Source organism: Kluyvera ascorbata (assembly GCF_023195735.1).
In the GTDB taxonomy this organism is placed as follows: Bacteria; Pseudomonadota; Gammaproteobacteria; order Enterobacterales; family Enterobacteriaceae; genus Kluyvera; species Kluyvera ascorbata.
Genome location: NZ_CP096201.1, coordinates 3804197 through 3820368, shown reverse-complemented (window position 1 = coordinate 3820368; position 16172 = coordinate 3804197). Strand labels below are relative to the sequence as shown.

Sequence of the window (16172 nt, the reverse complement as noted above, 5' to 3'; positions counted from 1 at the left end):
GCCGCTCTTAGTGAACCATCATGTTGTAGTTCAGGTTCCACATAATCCAGATGGAGCCTACAACCACGATGGCAATGATTATCACGGTAAAGACAAACGCGGTCAGGTTCCAGCCTTCGTCAGACTTGCTGTTCATGTGCAGGAAGTACACCAGGTGTACGACAATCTGCACAACAGCGGTTACCAGAATGGTACCCAGAATCGCCGCATGCGACGCGGTGCCGGTCATCACCATCCAGAACGGGATCACCGTCAGGATGATAGACAGGATGAAACCTGTCATGTACGACTTCACGCTACCGTGGGATGCGCCGCTATGATCGTTAGAATGACTCATTACATTGCCCCCATCAGATAAACAACCGAGAACACACAGATCCACACGACGTCCAGGAAGTGCCAGAACAGGCTCAGGCACAGGATACGTGTACGGTTAGTACTGGTCAGGCCGCGGCGAGAAATCTGCACCATCAGCACCGCCATCCAGATAAGACCGGAGGTCACGTGCAGACCGTGAGTACCAACCAGCGCGAAGAACGCTGACAGGAAGCCGCTGCGATCCGGGCCCATACCTTCAACAATCAGGTGATGGAATTCATAGATTTCCATCGCGATGAACCCTGCACCAAAGAGGAAGGTCAGGGCGAGCCAGGAAACGACCTGGCTCTTGTTGTTTTTGTACATGGCGATAGCCGCCATGCCGTAGGTGATGGAGCTGAATAACAGCAGTGCAGTTTCAACCAGAACGAACGGCAGCTCGAAGATATCTTTACCCGCCGGGCCGCCAGCCGTGCCGTTCACCAGAACGGCATAGGTAGCGAACAGGGTGGCGAAGATGATGCAGTCGCTCATCAGGTAGATCCAGAAGCCGAAGATCTTCATCGGCCCTGTATCGTGATGCCCATGTTCATGCGCGTGGGCGTTATGCGCCAGAGTATCAGTTGCCATTTTTCAGCCCTGCCTTAGAAATCTCATCGAAATGCTGATTTTCCAGTTTTTCGACTTCTGCAACCTGCACGTAGTAATCCACGTCCTCGTCAAAGCTTTTGATAATCCAGGTGATCACGATGCCTGCGAAGCTAGCAATCGCCATCCACCAGATATGCCAGATCATGGCGAAACCAAAGATTGTTGCGAAGGCGGCAATCACAATGCCCGCACCGCTGTTTTTCGGCATATGAATTTCTTCATAATGAGCCGGCTGCTTGTACGCTTCGCCTTTCTCTTTCATTTCCCAGAATGCGTCACGTTCGTGAATCTGCGGCACAATGGCAAAGTTGTAGAACGGAGGAGGGGAAGAGGTTGCCCACTCCAGCGTACGGCCGCCCCATGGGTCACCGGTCAGGTCACGGTTCTGCTCGCGGTCGCGAATAGAAACGTAGAACTGAATCAGCTGGCACAGGATACCGCAGGCGATCAGCGCCGCACCGCATGCTGCAACAACCAGCATTGGGTGGAACTGCGGGTCAATCTGCTGGCTCAGGCGACGGGTCATGCCCATGAAGCCCAGAACGTACAGCGGCATAAACGCAACGAAGAAGCCGATGATCCAGAACCAGAAGGCGCGTTTGCCCCAGGTTTCGTTCAGGGTGAAGCCAAAGGCTTTCGGCCACCAGTAGGTCAGACCGGCAAAGCAACCGAATACCACACCGCCGATGATAACGTTATGGAAGTGCGCAATCAGGAACAGGCTGTTGTGCAGCACGAAGTCCGCACCCGGCACTGCCAGCAGAACGCCGGTCATACCGCCGACCGAGAAGGTCACGATAAAGCCGATGGTCCACAGCATCGCAGAGTTGAAGACGATGCGACCCTGATACATGGTGAACAGCCAGTTGAAGATCTTAACCCCGGTAGGGATGGCGATAATCATCGTGGTAATACCGAAGAAGGCGTTTACGTTCGCGCCAGCACCCATGGTGAAGAAGTGGTGCAGCCAAACGATGAACGACAGGATGGTAATACACACGGTCGCCCACACCAGTGAGGTGTAACCGAACAGGCGTTTACGGGAGAAGGTCGCTGCAACTTCAGAGAATACACCGAAGACTGGCAGTACCAGAATGTACACTTCCGGGTGACCCCAGGCCCAAATCAGGTTGATGTACATCATCATGTTGCCGCCCATATCGTTGGTAAAGAAATGGGTGCCCAGATAGCGATCCAGGGTCAGCAGCGCGACGGTAACCGTCAGAATTGGGAAGGAGGCGATAATCAGGATGTTGGCGCACAGAGATGCCCAGGTAAATACCGGCATCTTGAACATCGTCATTCCTGGCGCACGCATCTTGATGATGGTCACGAAGAAGTTAATACCGGTCAGTGTGGTACCAATACCGGAGAGCTGAAGCGCCCATATCCAGTAATCGACACCTACGCCCGGACTGTACTCTATTCCCGAGAGCGGCGGATAGGCCAGCCAGCCGGTCTGAGCAAATTCACCAACGCCCAGGGACAGGTTAACCAGAATCACACCGACAACGGTGAACCAGAAGCTCAGGTTGTTCAGGAATGGGAACGCTACGTCACGCGCGCCGATCTGCAGTGGAACCACCAGGTTCATCAGACCGATAACGAACGGCATCGCTACGAAGAAGATCATGATAACGCCGTGGGCGGTAAAGACCTGATCGTAGTGGTGCGGTGGCAGGAAGCCTGCATCGCCCGCTGAAGCCAGCACCTGCTGGCTACGCATCATCACGGCATCGGCAAAGCCACGCAGCAGCATGACGATAGCAACGATGACATACATGATGCCAAGACGTTTGTGGTCAACCGAAGTCAGCCACTCTTTCCATAGATAAGACCACTTACCGAAGTAAGTGATGGCCGCCAGGAGAGCGAGTCCCCCGACGATAATGGCAGCCACCGTAACCATGATAATGGGTTCATGGTAGGGCACTGCATCCAGTGTCAGTTTTCCGAACATCGTATTCTTCCTCGGCCCCTTAGTGAGCGGATTCCGCGTGGCTCATGTCCATGCCTTCCATTCCTTCGTGCGATGCGTGTTCGCCTTCTGGTTTGGTCATGTCCATGCTCTTGCCGTGATCCATGAATTTGCTGGTTACTGCTTTAAACAAATCAGGTTTCACGCTGGAGAAGTACTCCACTTTGTTGTATTCGCTCGGTGCAGCCAATTTCTCGAAGGTAGCCATGTCATCCATGGTGTTCGGAGATTGTTTCGCTTTCGCGACCCACTGATCGAATGCGGCACGATCCGGCGTTGCAATGGCTTTGAACTTCATTCCAGAGAAGCCTTGGCCGCTATAGCTAGCAGAGATACCGTCGTAGATACCTGCTTCGTTAGCGATCAGATGCAGGTTGGTCTGCATACCGGCCATCGCGTAAATCTGGCTGCCCAGACGCGGGATAAAGAAGGAGTTCATCACGGAGTTAGAGGTCACTTTGAACTGCACCGGAACGTTCGCTGGGAAAGCGATTTCGTTAACGGTAGCAATGCCCTGCTCCGGGTAGATGAAGAACCATTTCCAGTCCATGGAAACCACTTCGATAGTGATTGGTTTCTCATCATGGGCTAGCGGTTTGCTCGGTTCTAAAGCGTGAGTGGTTTTCCAGGTCAGTACGGCGAGGAAGATGATGATAAGAATTGGCACGGTCCAGACCACAGCTTCCACTTTATTGGAGTGTGACCAGTTCGGGCTATACTTCGCATCTTTATTGCTCGCACGATACTTCCAGGCGAAACCAACGGCCATTAAGACGGCCGGGATTACGACGATCATCATCAGGCCGAAAGCCGTCAGAATCAGCGAACGCTGCTCCAGTCCAATCTGTCCTTTGGGGTCAAGAAGTGCAGAATCACAGCCACTGAGTAATACAGTGCCGGCGATTAATGACAACCATCCCAAGTTTTTATTGTATTTCCTGAGTCTCATGTAACGACCTCAATTCCACGGGGTGTTGGTGGCGTTTAAAGTGTGTGGGCATTTTACGGGAAGGTTACATTACTGTAAACATCATTAGGGCTCTGTCAGTTATGTGTTACCGGGTTCTGCCGCACCTGTCACAGATGTTGCTAAATGTGTCTGTTTTTCGAGCGAAAAGCCCATCTGGCGGGCGTTATAACGAAAGGGGGTATGGGGAGGTAGGTGAGATGGCAATTGGTATAACCATTGCCAAAAATATACAAATAATTAACAATTAATCATCAAAAAATAGACAATTAAAAAACGAAAAATTAATTACTCTGGTGCTGAATCGGTTAAAGAAATAAAGCGCATTTTACACGTTCCAATAATTTCCAGAATTCTAAAGCGCACAAAAGCACAAATATTTTTTTTCACATACGATGCGCGGGTTATTATTACGGATAGTGATTACAACGTAGGTTTCACATTTTCATCTTATTTTAGCGGAACTGCGTTTTTCGCAGAGCAAGATAGTCCAGCAGACAACCGAACACGATGCCAACAAAGGCAATCAGCACCCCGACTTCGAGTACGATTCCGGACCATTCGAGTGCGGTGAGGTTCAGGGCATTCGCAATCAGCATCACCAGCCAGATACCCAACAGCGCGGTACCTAGAAGCAACAGTCGCAGCGCAAGGCGGTAGGCACCAGCGTAGCTATCACGCGGCATAAATTGCTCGGTTTGCTGAGTGTATTCCAGCGTCTGGCGACAGATAAGCAGCAGCAAAATGCCCGGTACGGCGGCAATAACGGAGAACAGATAGAACGTTGGCCAGCCGTGAGCTTCGACAAACCAGCCGGCAATTGGCCCAACGTAGACACGCCCGACGGCGGAGAGCGCCGACAGTAGCGCAAACTGGGTCGCGGAAAACGACTTGTTACACAGCGTCATCAGCAGCGCGACGAATGCAGCCGTGCCCATGCCACCGCATAGGTTTTCAAAGAAGACCGCGGCGGCCATGGAATAAATATGTTTATCGGTGACCGAGAGCGCCCAATAGCCAGCGTTCGATACACCCTGCAAAATGCCAAATATCAGCAGCGCGCGGAACAGCGTCAGGCGCTGCATCAGCACGCCACCGTAAAGTGCGCCGACAATGGTCGCAAACAGGCCGAGGGTTTTGTTAACCATCCCTACCTGGCCTGCGTCAAATCCGACGCCGCGAATAAGGAAGGTGGTCGTCAGGCTCATAGCGAAGGCATCGCCCAGCTTGTACATCACGATAAGCAGCAAGATAAGCCAGGCATTGTTACGGCCGAAGAAGTCCTTTAATGGTGCAACAACCGCCTGCTCAAGGCTTTTCGGAACGGGGATGACGTCGCTGGGTTCAGGTGCCAGCAGCGTAGCAATAATACAAGGCACCAGCAGTGCGGCCATCAGCCAGTACATGCCCTGCCAGCCGAGCCATTTATCCGCCAGCCACAGCGCTAATCCACCGGAAACCAGCATCCCAAGGCGGTAGCCCAGCACGCTAATTGCCGCGCCTGCACCGCGTTCTTCCGCCGGAAGCACGTCGGTTTTCCAGGCATCGAAGACGATATCTTGCGACGCGGAACAGAAGGCGATAATCACCGCCAGCGCCGCCATCCAGCGCAGCTGCGTGGAGGGCTCAAGAAAACCCATCGCGGCGATGGCGATAAGCAGTAAACATTGGGTCGTTAATAGCCAGCCGCGACGGCGCCCTAAAAACGGCGGCGTATAGCGGTCCATGACCGGAGACCACAGAAACTTAAAAACGTATGCCTGGCCGACAAGCGAGAAAAAACCAATGGTTTTCAGATCGATGTTTTCGACCGTCATCCATGCTTGCAGCGTCCCTGAGGTCAGGGCGAGCGGTAAGCCGGAAGCAAAGCCAAGAATCAGCAGAATGGCTGATTTCGGTTGCTGAAAAATGCGGAGATAGTGACCAGGCATAGTTTTCTTTGTTCAGACCCGGCCGAAGCCGGGTCTGTGACGAGATTAGCGCGCGTTCTGCTTGATGAAATCGTGGATAGTGGTGTCTTGTGCCATATCGGCGATGGTATCGCCCAGCACGCTATCAACGGTATCGGAAATGTTTTTGTTGGAAGCCTGGAATGCGCCTTCAACGGAGTAGTTAGAACGGTAGTTTTTGGTCATTTTATTACCGTTAGCAGCGGTCGCGATGATGGCGATGTCGGCTTTGGTAGAAATGTTGTAACGCACGTTACCCTGGGAAACGTCTGCGTACAGCTGATTAACGATAATCTGCAGGTTAACCGCACCGTTCGGACCAATCATATAACCGCGTGCGGTCATCTGTTTTTCCAGTACTTCCTGCATCAGGAAACGCAGGTCACGGGAAGCGGTCAGGGTGACCAGCTGGTTGTTACGGGTGACTTTTGCCAGTGCCTGATCCTGACGCTGGTCGGCACCGGTGATGCTAACGGTAACGCCCATCAGGCTTGGATCTTGCTGAGGCAGAGTGATTTTTGGCGACACTTCAACCGTGGTTGGAGGCGTTGCGCATCCAGCCAGCATAAACAGTGCTACCAGTGGGAAGAGGATTTTTTTTAACATGTTAGGGGTCTCAAACGCATTGTTTACTGAAAATTCCCGCCATCATAACATCGCCATCGGTCAGGGGAAGTAGGCAACGCATGTAATTTCATCGTGTTGTTGCTTTTGTGTACTCGGAAACAAATAGAAGTAGGATTTAAGATGAGAAGCGATTGTAAAAGACGTTAACTTCATCTACTTGAGAAATAAAATGGCGTGAACGCTAATTTTTTGTTGCCTTCGTGTAATGGAATCAGTAAAAGCGGCTAACATTTAAAGGGATAGGCGGCATCTTAACGTTGTCGGAGGAGTAATATCATGATGATGCGTGAACAAATCGAAGAAAAACTGAGGGCAGCGTTTGAACCTGTTTTCCTGGAAGTCGTAGACGAAAGCTACCGCCACAACGTACCGGCCGGCTCTGAGAGCCACTTTAAAGTTGTGCTGGTGAGCGATAAGTTTACCGGGGAACGTTTTCTGAATCGTCATCGGATGATCTACGGAACGTTAACAGAGGAGTTTGCGTCCACCGTCCATGCGCTGGCATTGCATACTTACACGCGAAAAGAGTGGGAAGGTTTGCAAGATACCGTCATTACCTCACCGCCATGCCGCGGAGCGGGCACTATCGCGTAGAAAAGGCATTTGCAACACGGAACTTTTCCAGTATGTTGCGTACAGATTATGAGAAAACGGCCTGCGGGCCGTTTTGTTTTGTCTGAATTTTGAGCGTATTCGACAGCGTTCAGACAAAAATTAGCCGGGAATTGTGAAAAATGCCGCAGCAACGCGTGATAACCGTTCTCGACTCATAAAAGTGATGCCGCTATAATGCTGCGTCTTATTTTTCGGAATGTCTTCGGGATGATTCTGACGACAGGGAATGTGATTGATTACGAGAGCATCCCAGGTCCGCAACGCCAGCTTTTCGAGCTTGCGGAGTAGAGTTGACCGAGCACTGTGATTTTTTTGAGGTAACAAGATGCAAGTTTCAGTTGAAACCACTCAGGGCCTTGGCCGCCGTGTAACGATTACTATCGCTGCTGACAGCATCGAGACCGCTGTAAAAAGCGAGCTGGTCAACGTAGCGAAAAAAGTACGCATTGACGGTTTCCGTAAAGGTAAAGTACCGATGAATGTTGTTGCTCAGCGTTATGGCGCTTCCGTGCGTCAGGACGTTCTGGGTGACCTGATGAGCCGTAACTTCGTTGACGCGATCATCAAAGAGAAAATCAATCCAGCTGGCGCGCCTAACTACGTTCCAGGTGAATACAAGCTGGGTGAAGACTTCACCTACGCAGTAGAATTCGAAGTGTACCCAGAAGTTGAACTGAAAGGTCTGGACGCTATCGAAGTTGAAAAACCAGTTGTTGAAGTGACCGAAGCTGACGTTGACGGCATGCTGGACACTCTGCGTAAGCAGCAGGCAACCTGGAAAGACAAAGACGGCGTTGTTGACGCTGAAGACCGTGTTACCGTTGACTTCTCCGGCTCCGTAGACGGCGAAGAATTCGAAGGCGGCAAAGCGACTGATTTCGTACTGGCAATGGGTCAGGGTCGTATGATCCCAGGCTTTGAAGACGGTATCAAAGGTCACAAAGCAGGTGAAGAGTTCGTTATCGACGTAACCTTCCCAGAAGAATACCACGCTGAAAACCTGAAAGGTAAAGCGGCTAAATTCGCGATTACCCTGAAGAAAGTTGAAGAGCGTGAGTTGCCAGAACTGACTGCTGAATTCATCAAACGTTTCGGCGTTGAAGATGGTTCCGTTGAAGGCCTGCGCGCTGAAGTGCGTAAAAACATGGAACGCGAGCTGAAAGGCGCGGTACGTAACCGCGTTAAATCTCAGGCAATCGAAGGTCTGGTTAAAGCGAACGAGATCGACGTTCCTGCAGCCCTGATCGACAGCGAAATCGACGTTCTGCGCCGTCAGGCTGCACAGCGCTTCGGTGGCAACCAGCAGCAAGCGATGGAACTGCCTCGCGAACTGTTCGAAGAGCAGGCGAAACGCCGCGTAGTTGTTGGCCTGCTGCTGGGCGAAGTGATTCGTACCCACGAGCTGAAAGCTGACGAAGCACGCGTTGCTACCCTGATCGAAGAAATGGCATCTGCCTACGAAGATCCGAAAGAAGTTATTGAATTCTACAGCAAAAACAAAGAGCTGATGGAAAACATGCGCAGTGTCGCTCTGGAAGAACAGGCTGTTGAAGCGGTTCTGGAAAAAGCGAAAGTGACTGAAAAAGCAACTTCCTTCAATGAACTGATGAACCAGCAGGCGTAATTTCGCTTACCGGTTTACGGTTTTGAGAAAAAACCCGTTGCCTTTTGGTGACGGGTTTTTTTATTGCAGCAATAACCAAAGCTTGCGTGATAAAACGGCTTTTCGGTGTTAGCGTATCAACAAAATATTGTTATGCTTGAAATAGGGTAGGATCGTACCCATAACTGAGGGAACGAATCACTCGCCGCATCTCTATAATTAGCAAGCTGTGGCTATTTTATTTATTATCCAGGAGACGGAAATGTCATACAGTGGCGAACGAGATAATTTTGCACCCCACATGGCCCTGGTGCCGATGGTCATTGAACAGACCTCACGTGGCGAACGTTCTTTTGATATCTACTCCCGTCTGCTTAAAGAGCGCGTAATCTTTCTGACCGGTCAGGTCGAAGACCACATGGCAAACCTGATTGTGGCGCAAATGCTGTTTCTGGAAGCGGAAAACCCGGAAAAAGACATTTATTTATACATCAACTCCCCAGGTGGCGTGATTACAGCAGGGATGTCTATTTATGACACCATGCAGTTTATCAAGCCGGATGTCAGCACCATTTGTATGGGGCAAGCGGCATCTATGGGCGCGTTCCTGCTGACCGCAGGCGCAAAAGGTAAGCGCTTCTGCTTGCCAAACTCCCGCGTAATGATTCACCAGCCGCTGGGCGGTTATCAGGGCCAGGCAACGGATATCGAAATCCATGCCCGTGAGATCCTGAAGGTGAAAGGACGCATGAATGAGCTTATGGCGCACCATACCGGCAAATCGCTGGAGCAGATTGAGAGCGACACTGAACGTGACCGTTTCCTGTCTGCTTCTGAAGCTGTCGAGTATGGTCTGGTTGACTCAATTTTGAGCCAGCGTAACTAATGTCATGACGGCACGTGCCGCTGCACGGTATATACTACTAAGGGCGGCACAACGCTTGCGTAGCAGCTTGCGCTTAAGAATGGCATTTGCGTCGTCATATGCGGCACAAAGAACTTAAAAAGAGGTTTTGACTCATGACAGATAAACGCAAAGATGGCTCGGGCAAACTGTTGTACTGCTCTTTTTGCGGCAAAAGCCAGCACGAAGTGCGTAAGCTCATCGCCGGCCCATCCGTGTATATCTGCGACGAATGCGTCGACTTATGTAACGACATCATTCGCGAAGAGATTAAAGAAGTGGCGCCGCATCGTGAACGCAGTGCTCTGCCGACGCCACACGAAATTCGCCACCACTTAGATGACTACGTTATCGGTCAGGAACAGGCGAAAAAGGTGCTGGCCGTTGCGGTCTACAACCACTACAAACGTCTGCGTAACGGTGATACCAACAACGGTGTTGAGCTCGGCAAAAGTAACATTCTGCTGATTGGCCCGACCGGTTCAGGTAAAACCCTGCTGGCTGAAACGCTGGCGCGCCTGCTGGACGTACCGTTCACCATGGCCGATGCGACCACCCTGACCGAAGCTGGTTACGTGGGTGAAGACGTTGAAAACATTATTCAGAAGCTGCTGCAGAAGTGCGACTACGACGTACAGAAAGCACAGCGCGGTATTGTTTACATCGATGAAATCGACAAGATTTCTCGTAAGTCCGATAACCCGTCAATCACCCGCGACGTATCCGGTGAAGGCGTACAGCAGGCGCTGTTGAAGCTGATTGAAGGCACCGTGGCGGCCGTTCCGCCGCAGGGTGGCCGTAAACATCCGCAGCAGGAGTTCCTGCAGGTTGATACCTCGAAGATCCTGTTTATCTGCGGTGGTGCATTTGCTGGTCTGGATAAAGTGATTGCTAACCGTGTTGAAACTGGCTCCGGCATTGGTTTCGGCGCAACCGTAAAAGCAAAATCCGACAAAGCCAGCGAAGGTGAATTGCTGACCCAGGTTGAGCCAGAAGATCTGATCAAATTTGGTCTGATCCCTGAGTTCATCGGCCGTCTGCCGGTGGTCGCAACCCTGACTGAGCTGAGCGAAGAAGCGCTGATTCAGATCCTTAAAGAGCCGAAAAACGCCCTGACCAAACAGTATCAGGCGCTGTTTAACCTCGAAGGCGTGGATCTGGAATTCCGTGACGAAGCGCTGGACGCTATCGCCAAGAAAGCGATGGCGCGTAAAACCGGTGCTCGTGGTCTGCGCTCCATCGTAGAAGCCGCGCTGCTCGAAACCATGTACGATCTGCCTTCTATGGAAGACGTTGAGAAAGTGGTTATCGATGAATCGGTGATTGCCGGTCAAAGCGAACCGCTGCTGATTTACGGCAAGCCAGAAGCGCAGCAGGCATCTGGCGAATAATTCACCAGTTCATACAATCAGTTAATCAAAAAGGGGGGATTTTATCTCCCCTTTTATTTTTCCGTATTCATGGCGTTGAATGTGTGGAATACATCCCCATATACTGGTTACATGTTAATGGTTGTGTGAAGCACAGTCGCATGACCAGTTTACCTGGCGGACACTAAACTAAGAGAGAGCTCTATGAATCCTGAGCGTTCTGAACGCATTGAAATCCCCGTATTGCCGTTGCGCGATGTGGTGGTTTATCCGCACATGGTCATCCCCTTATTTGTAGGGCGGGAAAAATCTATCCGTTGTCTGGAAGCGGCCATGGATCATGATAAAAAAATCATGCTGGTCGCGCAGAAAGATGCTTCAACGGATGAGCCGGGTGTAAACGATCTTTTCACCGTCGGGACCGTGGCCTCTATTTTACAAATGCTGAAGCTGCCTGACGGTACGGTCAAAGTACTGGTCGAAGGGCTGCAGCGTGCGCGTATTTCTACGCTCTCTGATAACGGCGAACACTTCTCCGCGAAAGCAGAGTACCTTGAATCGCCGGCCATTGAAGAGCGCGAGCAGGAAGTACTGGTACGCACCGCGATTGGTCAGTTTGAAGGCTATATCAAGCTGAACAAGAAAATCCCACCAGAAGTGCTGACGTCGCTGAACAGCATCGACGACCCTGCACGTCTGGCTGACACCATCGCGGCCCACATGCCGTTGAAGCTGGCAGATAAACAGTCCGTTCTGGAGATGTCTGACATCAACGAGCGCCTGGAATATCTGATGGCGATGATGGAGTCAGAAATCGATCTGCTGCAGGTTGAGAAGCGCATTCGCAACCGCGTCAAAAAGCAGATGGAGAAATCCCAGCGTGAGTACTATCTGAACGAGCAAATGAAAGCCATTCAGAAAGAACTCGGCGAGATGGACGAAGTTCCTGACGAAAACGAAGCGTTGAAGCGTAAGATCGACGCAGCGAAAATGCCGAAAGAGGCGAAAGAGAAAACCGAAGCCGAACTGCAGAAGCTGAAAATGATGTCGCCGATGTCAGCTGAAGCCACCGTGGTTCGCGGTTATATCGACTGGATGGTGCAGGTGCCGTGGAATTCGCGCAGCAAGGTCAAAAAAGACCTTCGTCAGGCGCAGGAAATCCTCGATACCGATCATTATGGCCTCGAGCGCGTCAAAGACCGTATTCTTGAGTATCTCGCGGTTCAAAGCCGTGTGAACAAGCTGAAAGGGCCAATCCTGTGCCTGGTAGGGCCTCCTGGTGTGGGTAAAACCTCTCTGGGTCAGTCCATTGCTCAAGCGACCGGACGTAAATACGTTCGTATGGCGCTGGGCGGCGTGCGTGACGAAGCGGAAATCCGCGGTCACCGTCGTACTTACATCGGCTCTATGCCGGGTAAACTGATCCAGAAAATGGCCAAAGTGGGCGTTAAAAACCCGCTATTCCTGCTCGATGAAATCGACAAAATGTCTTCGGACATGCGCGGTGACCCGGCCTCTGCTCTGCTGGAAGTACTTGATCCAGAACAGAACGTGGCGTTCAGCGATCACTACCTGGAAGTCGATTACGATCTCAGCGACGTAATGTTCGTGGCGACGTCGAACTCCATGAACATTCCAGCGCCGCTGCTGGACCGTATGGAAGTGATCCGTCTGTCCGGTTATACCGAAGACGAGAAGCTGAACATTGCAAAACGTCACCTGCTGCCGAAGCAGATTGAACGTAATGCGCTGAAAAAAGGCGAGCTGACGGTTGATGACAGCGCGATTGTTGGCATCATTCGTTACTACACCCGTGAAGCGGGCGTCCGTAGCCTGGAACGTGAAATCTCGAAGCTGTGCCGTAAAGCGGTTAAACAGCTGTTGCTGGATAAAGATCTGAAACACATCGAGATTAACGGCGACAATCTGCATGATTTCCTCGGCATTCAGCGCTTCGACTACGGTCGCGCCGATGACGAAAACCGTGTGGGTCAGGTCACCGGTCTGGCGTGGACGGAAGTGGGCGGCGACCTGCTGACCATTGAAACCGCCTGCGTACCGGGTAAAGGCAAGCTGACTTATACCGGTTCTCTGGGTGAAGTGATGCAGGAGTCCATTCAGGCAGCGCTGACCGTGGTGCGCGCGCGCGCAGAAAAACTGGGTATCAACCCAGATTTCTACGAAAAACGCGACATTCACGTTCACGTTCCGGAAGGGGCGACGCCGAAAGACGGTCCAAGTGCGGGTATCGCGATGTGTACTGCGCTGGTTTCCTGTCTGACCGGTAACCCGGTGCGTGCAGACGTGGCGATGACAGGGGAAATTACCCTGCGTGGCCTGGTGCTGCCAATCGGCGGTCTGAAGGAAAAACTGCTCGCGGCACACCGTGGCGGTATTAAGACTGTTCTGATTCCTGATGAGAACAAACGCGATCTGGAAGAGATTCCGGACAACGTTCTGGCCGATCTGGAGATTCATCCGGTTAAGCGCATTGAGGAAGTTCTGGCGCTGGCGCTGCAAAATGAGCCGTCTGGCATGCAGGTTGTAAGCGCAAAATAGTGACCTCGCGCAAAGAGCGTTAATAAAAATAAGGCTGGCAAGCGTAAACTGACTTGCCAGCCTTTTTTTGTCTCGCTAATTTAGACGGCTGGCAGGTGTGTCTAAGACGACGGGTGTTGTAAGGGCATGGGAGTCCTGATATAACTGCTCCGCGATTGCACCGCGAAGGACTCCGGTGCGATATAAATAATAAAGAGAGGAAGAGAACAGTGAATAAATCTCAACTGATTGACAAAATTGCTGCTGGCGCGGATATCTCCAAAGCTGCAGCTGGACGTGCGTTAGATGCTTTAATTGCTTCTGTTACTGAATCTCTGCAAGCCGGGGATGATGTTGCACTGGTAGGTTTTGGTACCTTTGCTGTTAAAGAGCGTGCTGCCCGTACTGGCCGTAACCCTCAAACTGGTAAAGAGATCACTATCGCCGCTGCTAAAGTACCAGCGTTCCGTGCAGGTAAAGCACTGAAAGACGCGGTAAACTGATCGCTTTCCCTCGTAGGGAATGTGGCACAGTACAAGGGCGCATCATCTGATGTGCCTTTTTTTATGGCTTATTGTGTACTTTTAAGCGTTTATATTCGGTGTCATGCTGACAAGCACCCCGGTTTCTTGTCAAAATAGCGGCCACACGTGCTATGCTGCACGAGGTATTTGTCACCTACAGCGGAGTGTTGTTACACCATGATGGACAATTTACGCACGGCAGCCAACAGCGTCGTGATCAAAGTCATTTTCGGTCTCATTATCGTGTCGTTCATTTTGACCGGCGTGAGTGGTTACCTGATCGGCGGTAACAATAATTTTGCCGCGAAAGTGAATGGCCAGGAAATTGGCCGCGCCCAGTTTGAAAATGCCGTTGCTAGCGAGCGTAACCGCATGCAGCAGCAGCTTGGCGACCAGTACTCAGAGCTGGCAGCCAACGAAAACTACATCAAATCTATGCGCCAGCAGGTGCTGAACCGCCTGATTGACGAATCGCTGCTCGACCAGTATTCGAAGACATTAGGCCTTGGCATCAGCGATGAGCAGGTGCGTAAAGCGATTTTCGCGACTCCTGCGTTCCAGACCGACGGCAAATTTGATAACACCCGCTACAACGCGCTGGTGAATCAGATGGGGATGACGGCCGATCAATACGCGCAAGCACTGCGTAACCAGCTGACCACTCAGCAGCTGATTAACGCCGTCGCGGGTACTGACTTCATGCTGCCAGGTGAAACCGATCAACTGGCCGAACTGGTTGCTCAGCAGCGTCTGGTTCGCGAAGCCACTATCGACGTGAGCGCGCTGGCGGCGAAGCAGCAGGTTTCTGACCAGGAAGTTGCAAGCTACTACGAGCAGAACAAAAACCAGTTTGTCGCGCCGGAACAGTTTCGCGTGAGCTATATCAAGCTGGACGCAACTTCCATGAGCGAACCCGTCTCTGACGACGAAATCCAGTCCTACTACGATCAGCATCAGGATCAGTTCACTCAGCCGCAGCGTGATCGCTACAGCGTGATTCAGACCAAAACTGAAGCCGATGCGAAAGCGGTTCTGGATGCACTGAACAAAGGCGCTGATTTTGCCACGCTGGCGAAAGAGAAATCTGCCGACATTATCTCCGCGCGTAACGGCGGTGATATGGGCTGGCTGGAAGCGTCTACCACACCTGACGAACTGAAAAATGCCGGTCTGAAAGAGAAAGGCCAGCTGTCAGGCGTTATCAAATCTTCCGTGGGCTTCCTGGTCGCGCGTCTGGATGACGTTCAGGCTCCGGTGGTGAAACCGCTGGCGGATGTACGTAGCCAAATTGCTGACAAAGTTAAACAGGAAAAATCTCTCGACGCTTACTACGCCCTGCAGCAGAAGGTGAGCGATGCGGCGAGCAACGACAACGACTCTCTGGCGGGTGCAGAGCAGGCGGCTGGCGTGAAAGCGGTTGAGACCGGTTGGTTTGACCGTAACAGCCTGCCAGCAGAGCTGAACTTCAAGCCGGTGTCCGACGCAATCTTTAACGGTGGTCTGGTTGGTGAGAACGGCATGCCGGGCAGCAACTCAGATATCATCACCGTTGACGGTGACCGCGCCTTCGTTATTCGCGTGAGCGAGCACAAAGCTGAAGCGGTGAAACCGCTGGCCGAAGTGAAAGCACAGGTGACCGACATCGTTAAGCACAACAAAGCAGAACAGCAGGCCAAACTGGATGCTGAAAAACTGCTGGTGGCGCTGAAAGACGGTAAGGGCGACGATGCGATGAAAGCGGCGGGTCTGACCTTTAGCGCCAGCAAAACCCTGAGCCGTGCCGGTCAGGATCCACTGAGCCAGGCTGCCTTCGCGCTGCCGCTGCCGCAGAAAGACAAACCAAGCTACGGTATCGGTAACGATATGCAGGGCAACGTGGTTCTGTTGGCGCTGGACGAAGTGAAAGCGGGCGAAATGCCGGAAGCGCAGAAGAAAGCGATGGTTCAGGGCATTACCCAGAACAACGCGCAAATCGCCTTCGAAGCGATGATGAACAACCTGCGTAAATCCGCGAAGATTAAGCTCGGCGATATCATCGACCAGCAGCAATAATCGGAATTCGCTTCGCATAATTTTGTAATGCGATGAACAAATCAAAGGCCGCTTTCGCGGCCTTTTCCACATTTGA

The 16172-nt window shown here is 51.9% G+C and carries 13 protein-coding genes; 7 read left to right on the top strand and 6 right to left on the bottom strand.

Going from position 1 to position 16172, the window contains the following annotated elements; translation table 11 throughout:
* Positions 1-7: 7 nt before the first annotated feature.
* From MY052_RS18365 to MY052_RS18340, 6 genes are all read right to left on the bottom strand, one after another.
* Positions 8-337: a cytochrome o ubiquinol oxidase subunit IV gene (locus MY052_RS18365; protein ID WP_035894294.1), complete on the bottom strand. Its 330-nt coding sequence runs from the start codon at positions 335-337 to the stop codon at positions 8-10.
* Positions 337-948, bottom strand: a complete 612-nt coding sequence (locus MY052_RS18360) for a cytochrome o ubiquinol oxidase subunit III (protein ID WP_035894295.1) — start codon at positions 946-948, stop codon at positions 337-339. The genes MY052_RS18365 and MY052_RS18360 overlap by 1 nt, the downstream gene beginning before the upstream one ends.
* Complete coding sequence (cyoB, locus tag MY052_RS18355; RefSeq protein WP_248537587.1) at positions 938-2929, bottom strand: cytochrome o ubiquinol oxidase subunit I; 1992 nt, start codon at positions 2927-2929, stop codon at positions 938-940. The genes MY052_RS18360 and cyoB overlap by 11 nt, the downstream gene beginning before the upstream one ends.
* A gap of 19 nt (positions 2930-2948) precedes the next feature.
* Positions 2949-3896, bottom strand: a complete 948-nt coding sequence (gene cyoA, locus MY052_RS18350) for a cytochrome o ubiquinol oxidase subunit II (RefSeq protein ID WP_035894297.1) — start codon at positions 3894-3896, stop codon at positions 2949-2951.
* Between the two features lie 473 nt (positions 3897-4369).
* Positions 4370-5845: a muropeptide MFS transporter AmpG gene (gene ampG / locus MY052_RS18345; RefSeq protein ID WP_202216334.1), complete on the bottom strand. Its 1476-nt coding sequence runs from the start codon at positions 5843-5845 to the stop codon at positions 4370-4372.
* 45 nt (positions 5846-5890) lie between these two features.
* Complete coding sequence (locus MY052_RS18340; RefSeq protein WP_035894299.1) at positions 5891-6469, bottom strand: lipoprotein; 579 nt, start codon at positions 6467-6469, stop codon at positions 5891-5893.
* Positions 6470-6766: 297 nt separating this feature from the next.
* Here MY052_RS18340 and bolA point away from each other — a divergent pair, with 297 nt between their 5' ends.
* The 7 genes from bolA (at position 6767) to ppiD (ending at position 16096) form a co-directional block, all read left to right on the top strand.
* Positions 6767-7084, top strand: a complete 318-nt coding sequence (gene bolA / locus MY052_RS18335) for a transcriptional regulator BolA (RefSeq protein WP_035894301.1) — start codon at positions 6767-6769, stop codon at positions 7082-7084.
* Between the two features lie 346 nt (positions 7085-7430).
* On the top strand, positions 7431-8729 hold the full coding sequence (tig, locus tag MY052_RS18330) for a trigger factor (protein ID WP_035894302.1): 1299 nt from the start codon (positions 7431-7433) through the stop codon (positions 8727-8729).
* Between the two features lie 241 nt (positions 8730-8970).
* Positions 8971-9594, top strand: a complete 624-nt coding sequence (gene clpP, locus MY052_RS18325) for an ATP-dependent Clp endopeptidase proteolytic subunit ClpP (RefSeq protein WP_035894303.1) — start codon at positions 8971-8973, stop codon at positions 9592-9594.
* Between the two features lie 134 nt (positions 9595-9728).
* On the top strand, positions 9729-11003 hold the full coding sequence (clpX, locus tag MY052_RS18320) for an ATP-dependent protease ATP-binding subunit ClpX (RefSeq protein ID WP_035894304.1): 1275 nt from the start codon (positions 9729-9731) through the stop codon (positions 11001-11003).
* Positions 11004-11186: 183 nt separating this feature from the next.
* A complete protein-coding gene (lon, locus tag MY052_RS18315; protein ID WP_115074560.1) occupies positions 11187-13541 on the top strand; it encodes an endopeptidase La in 2355 nt (784 codons plus the stop codon).
* A gap of 209 nt (positions 13542-13750) precedes the next feature.
* Positions 13751-14023: a nucleoid-associated protein HU-beta gene (hupB, locus tag MY052_RS18310; RefSeq protein ID WP_035895161.1), complete on the top strand. Its 273-nt coding sequence runs from the start codon at positions 13751-13753 to the stop codon at positions 14021-14023.
* Between the two features lie 198 nt (positions 14024-14221).
* A complete protein-coding gene (gene ppiD, locus MY052_RS18305) occupies positions 14222-16096 on the top strand; it encodes a peptidylprolyl isomerase (RefSeq protein WP_035895162.1) in 1875 nt (624 codons plus the stop codon).
* Positions 16097-16172 lie beyond the last annotated feature (76 nt).

Bases quoted from the DNA above. Each gene is read 5' to 3' on its own strand.
- clpX (WP_035894304.1), top strand. From the start codon at position 9,729: ATGACAGATAAACGCAAAGATGGCTCGGGCAAACTGTTGTACTGCTCT.
- cyoA (WP_035894297.1), bottom strand. From the start codon at position 3,896: ATGAGACTCAGGAAATACAATAAAAACTTGGGATGGTTGTCATTAATC.
- tig (WP_035894302.1), top strand. From the start codon at position 7,431: ATGCAAGTTTCAGTTGAAACCACTCAGGGCCTTGGCCGCCGTGTAACG.
- clpP (WP_035894303.1), top strand. From the start codon at position 8,971: ATGTCATACAGTGGCGAACGAGATAATTTTGCACCCCACATGGCCCTG.
- ampG (WP_202216334.1), bottom strand. From the start codon at position 5,845: ATGCCTGGTCACTATCTCCGCATTTTTCAGCAACCGAAATCAGCCATT.
- MY052_RS18360 (WP_035894295.1), bottom strand. From the start codon at position 948: ATGGCAACTGATACTCTGGCGCATAACGCCCACGCGCATGAACATGGG.
- lon (WP_115074560.1), top strand. From the start codon at position 11,187: ATGAATCCTGAGCGTTCTGAACGCATTGAAATCCCCGTATTGCCGTTG.
- cyoB (WP_248537587.1), bottom strand. From the start codon at position 2,929: ATGTTCGGAAAACTGACACTGGATGCAGTGCCCTACCATGAACCCATT.
- MY052_RS18340 (WP_035894299.1), bottom strand. From the start codon at position 6,469: ATGTTAAAAAAAATCCTCTTCCCACTGGTAGCACTGTTTATGCTGGCT.
- bolA (WP_035894301.1), top strand. From the start codon at position 6,767: ATGATGATGCGTGAACAAATCGAAGAAAAACTGAGGGCAGCGTTTGAA.
- ppiD (WP_035895162.1), top strand. From the start codon at position 14,222: ATGATGGACAATTTACGCACGGCAGCCAACAGCGTCGTGATCAAAGTC.
- MY052_RS18365 (WP_035894294.1), bottom strand. From the start codon at position 337: ATGAGTCATTCTAACGATCATAGCGGCGCATCCCACGGTAGCGTGAAG.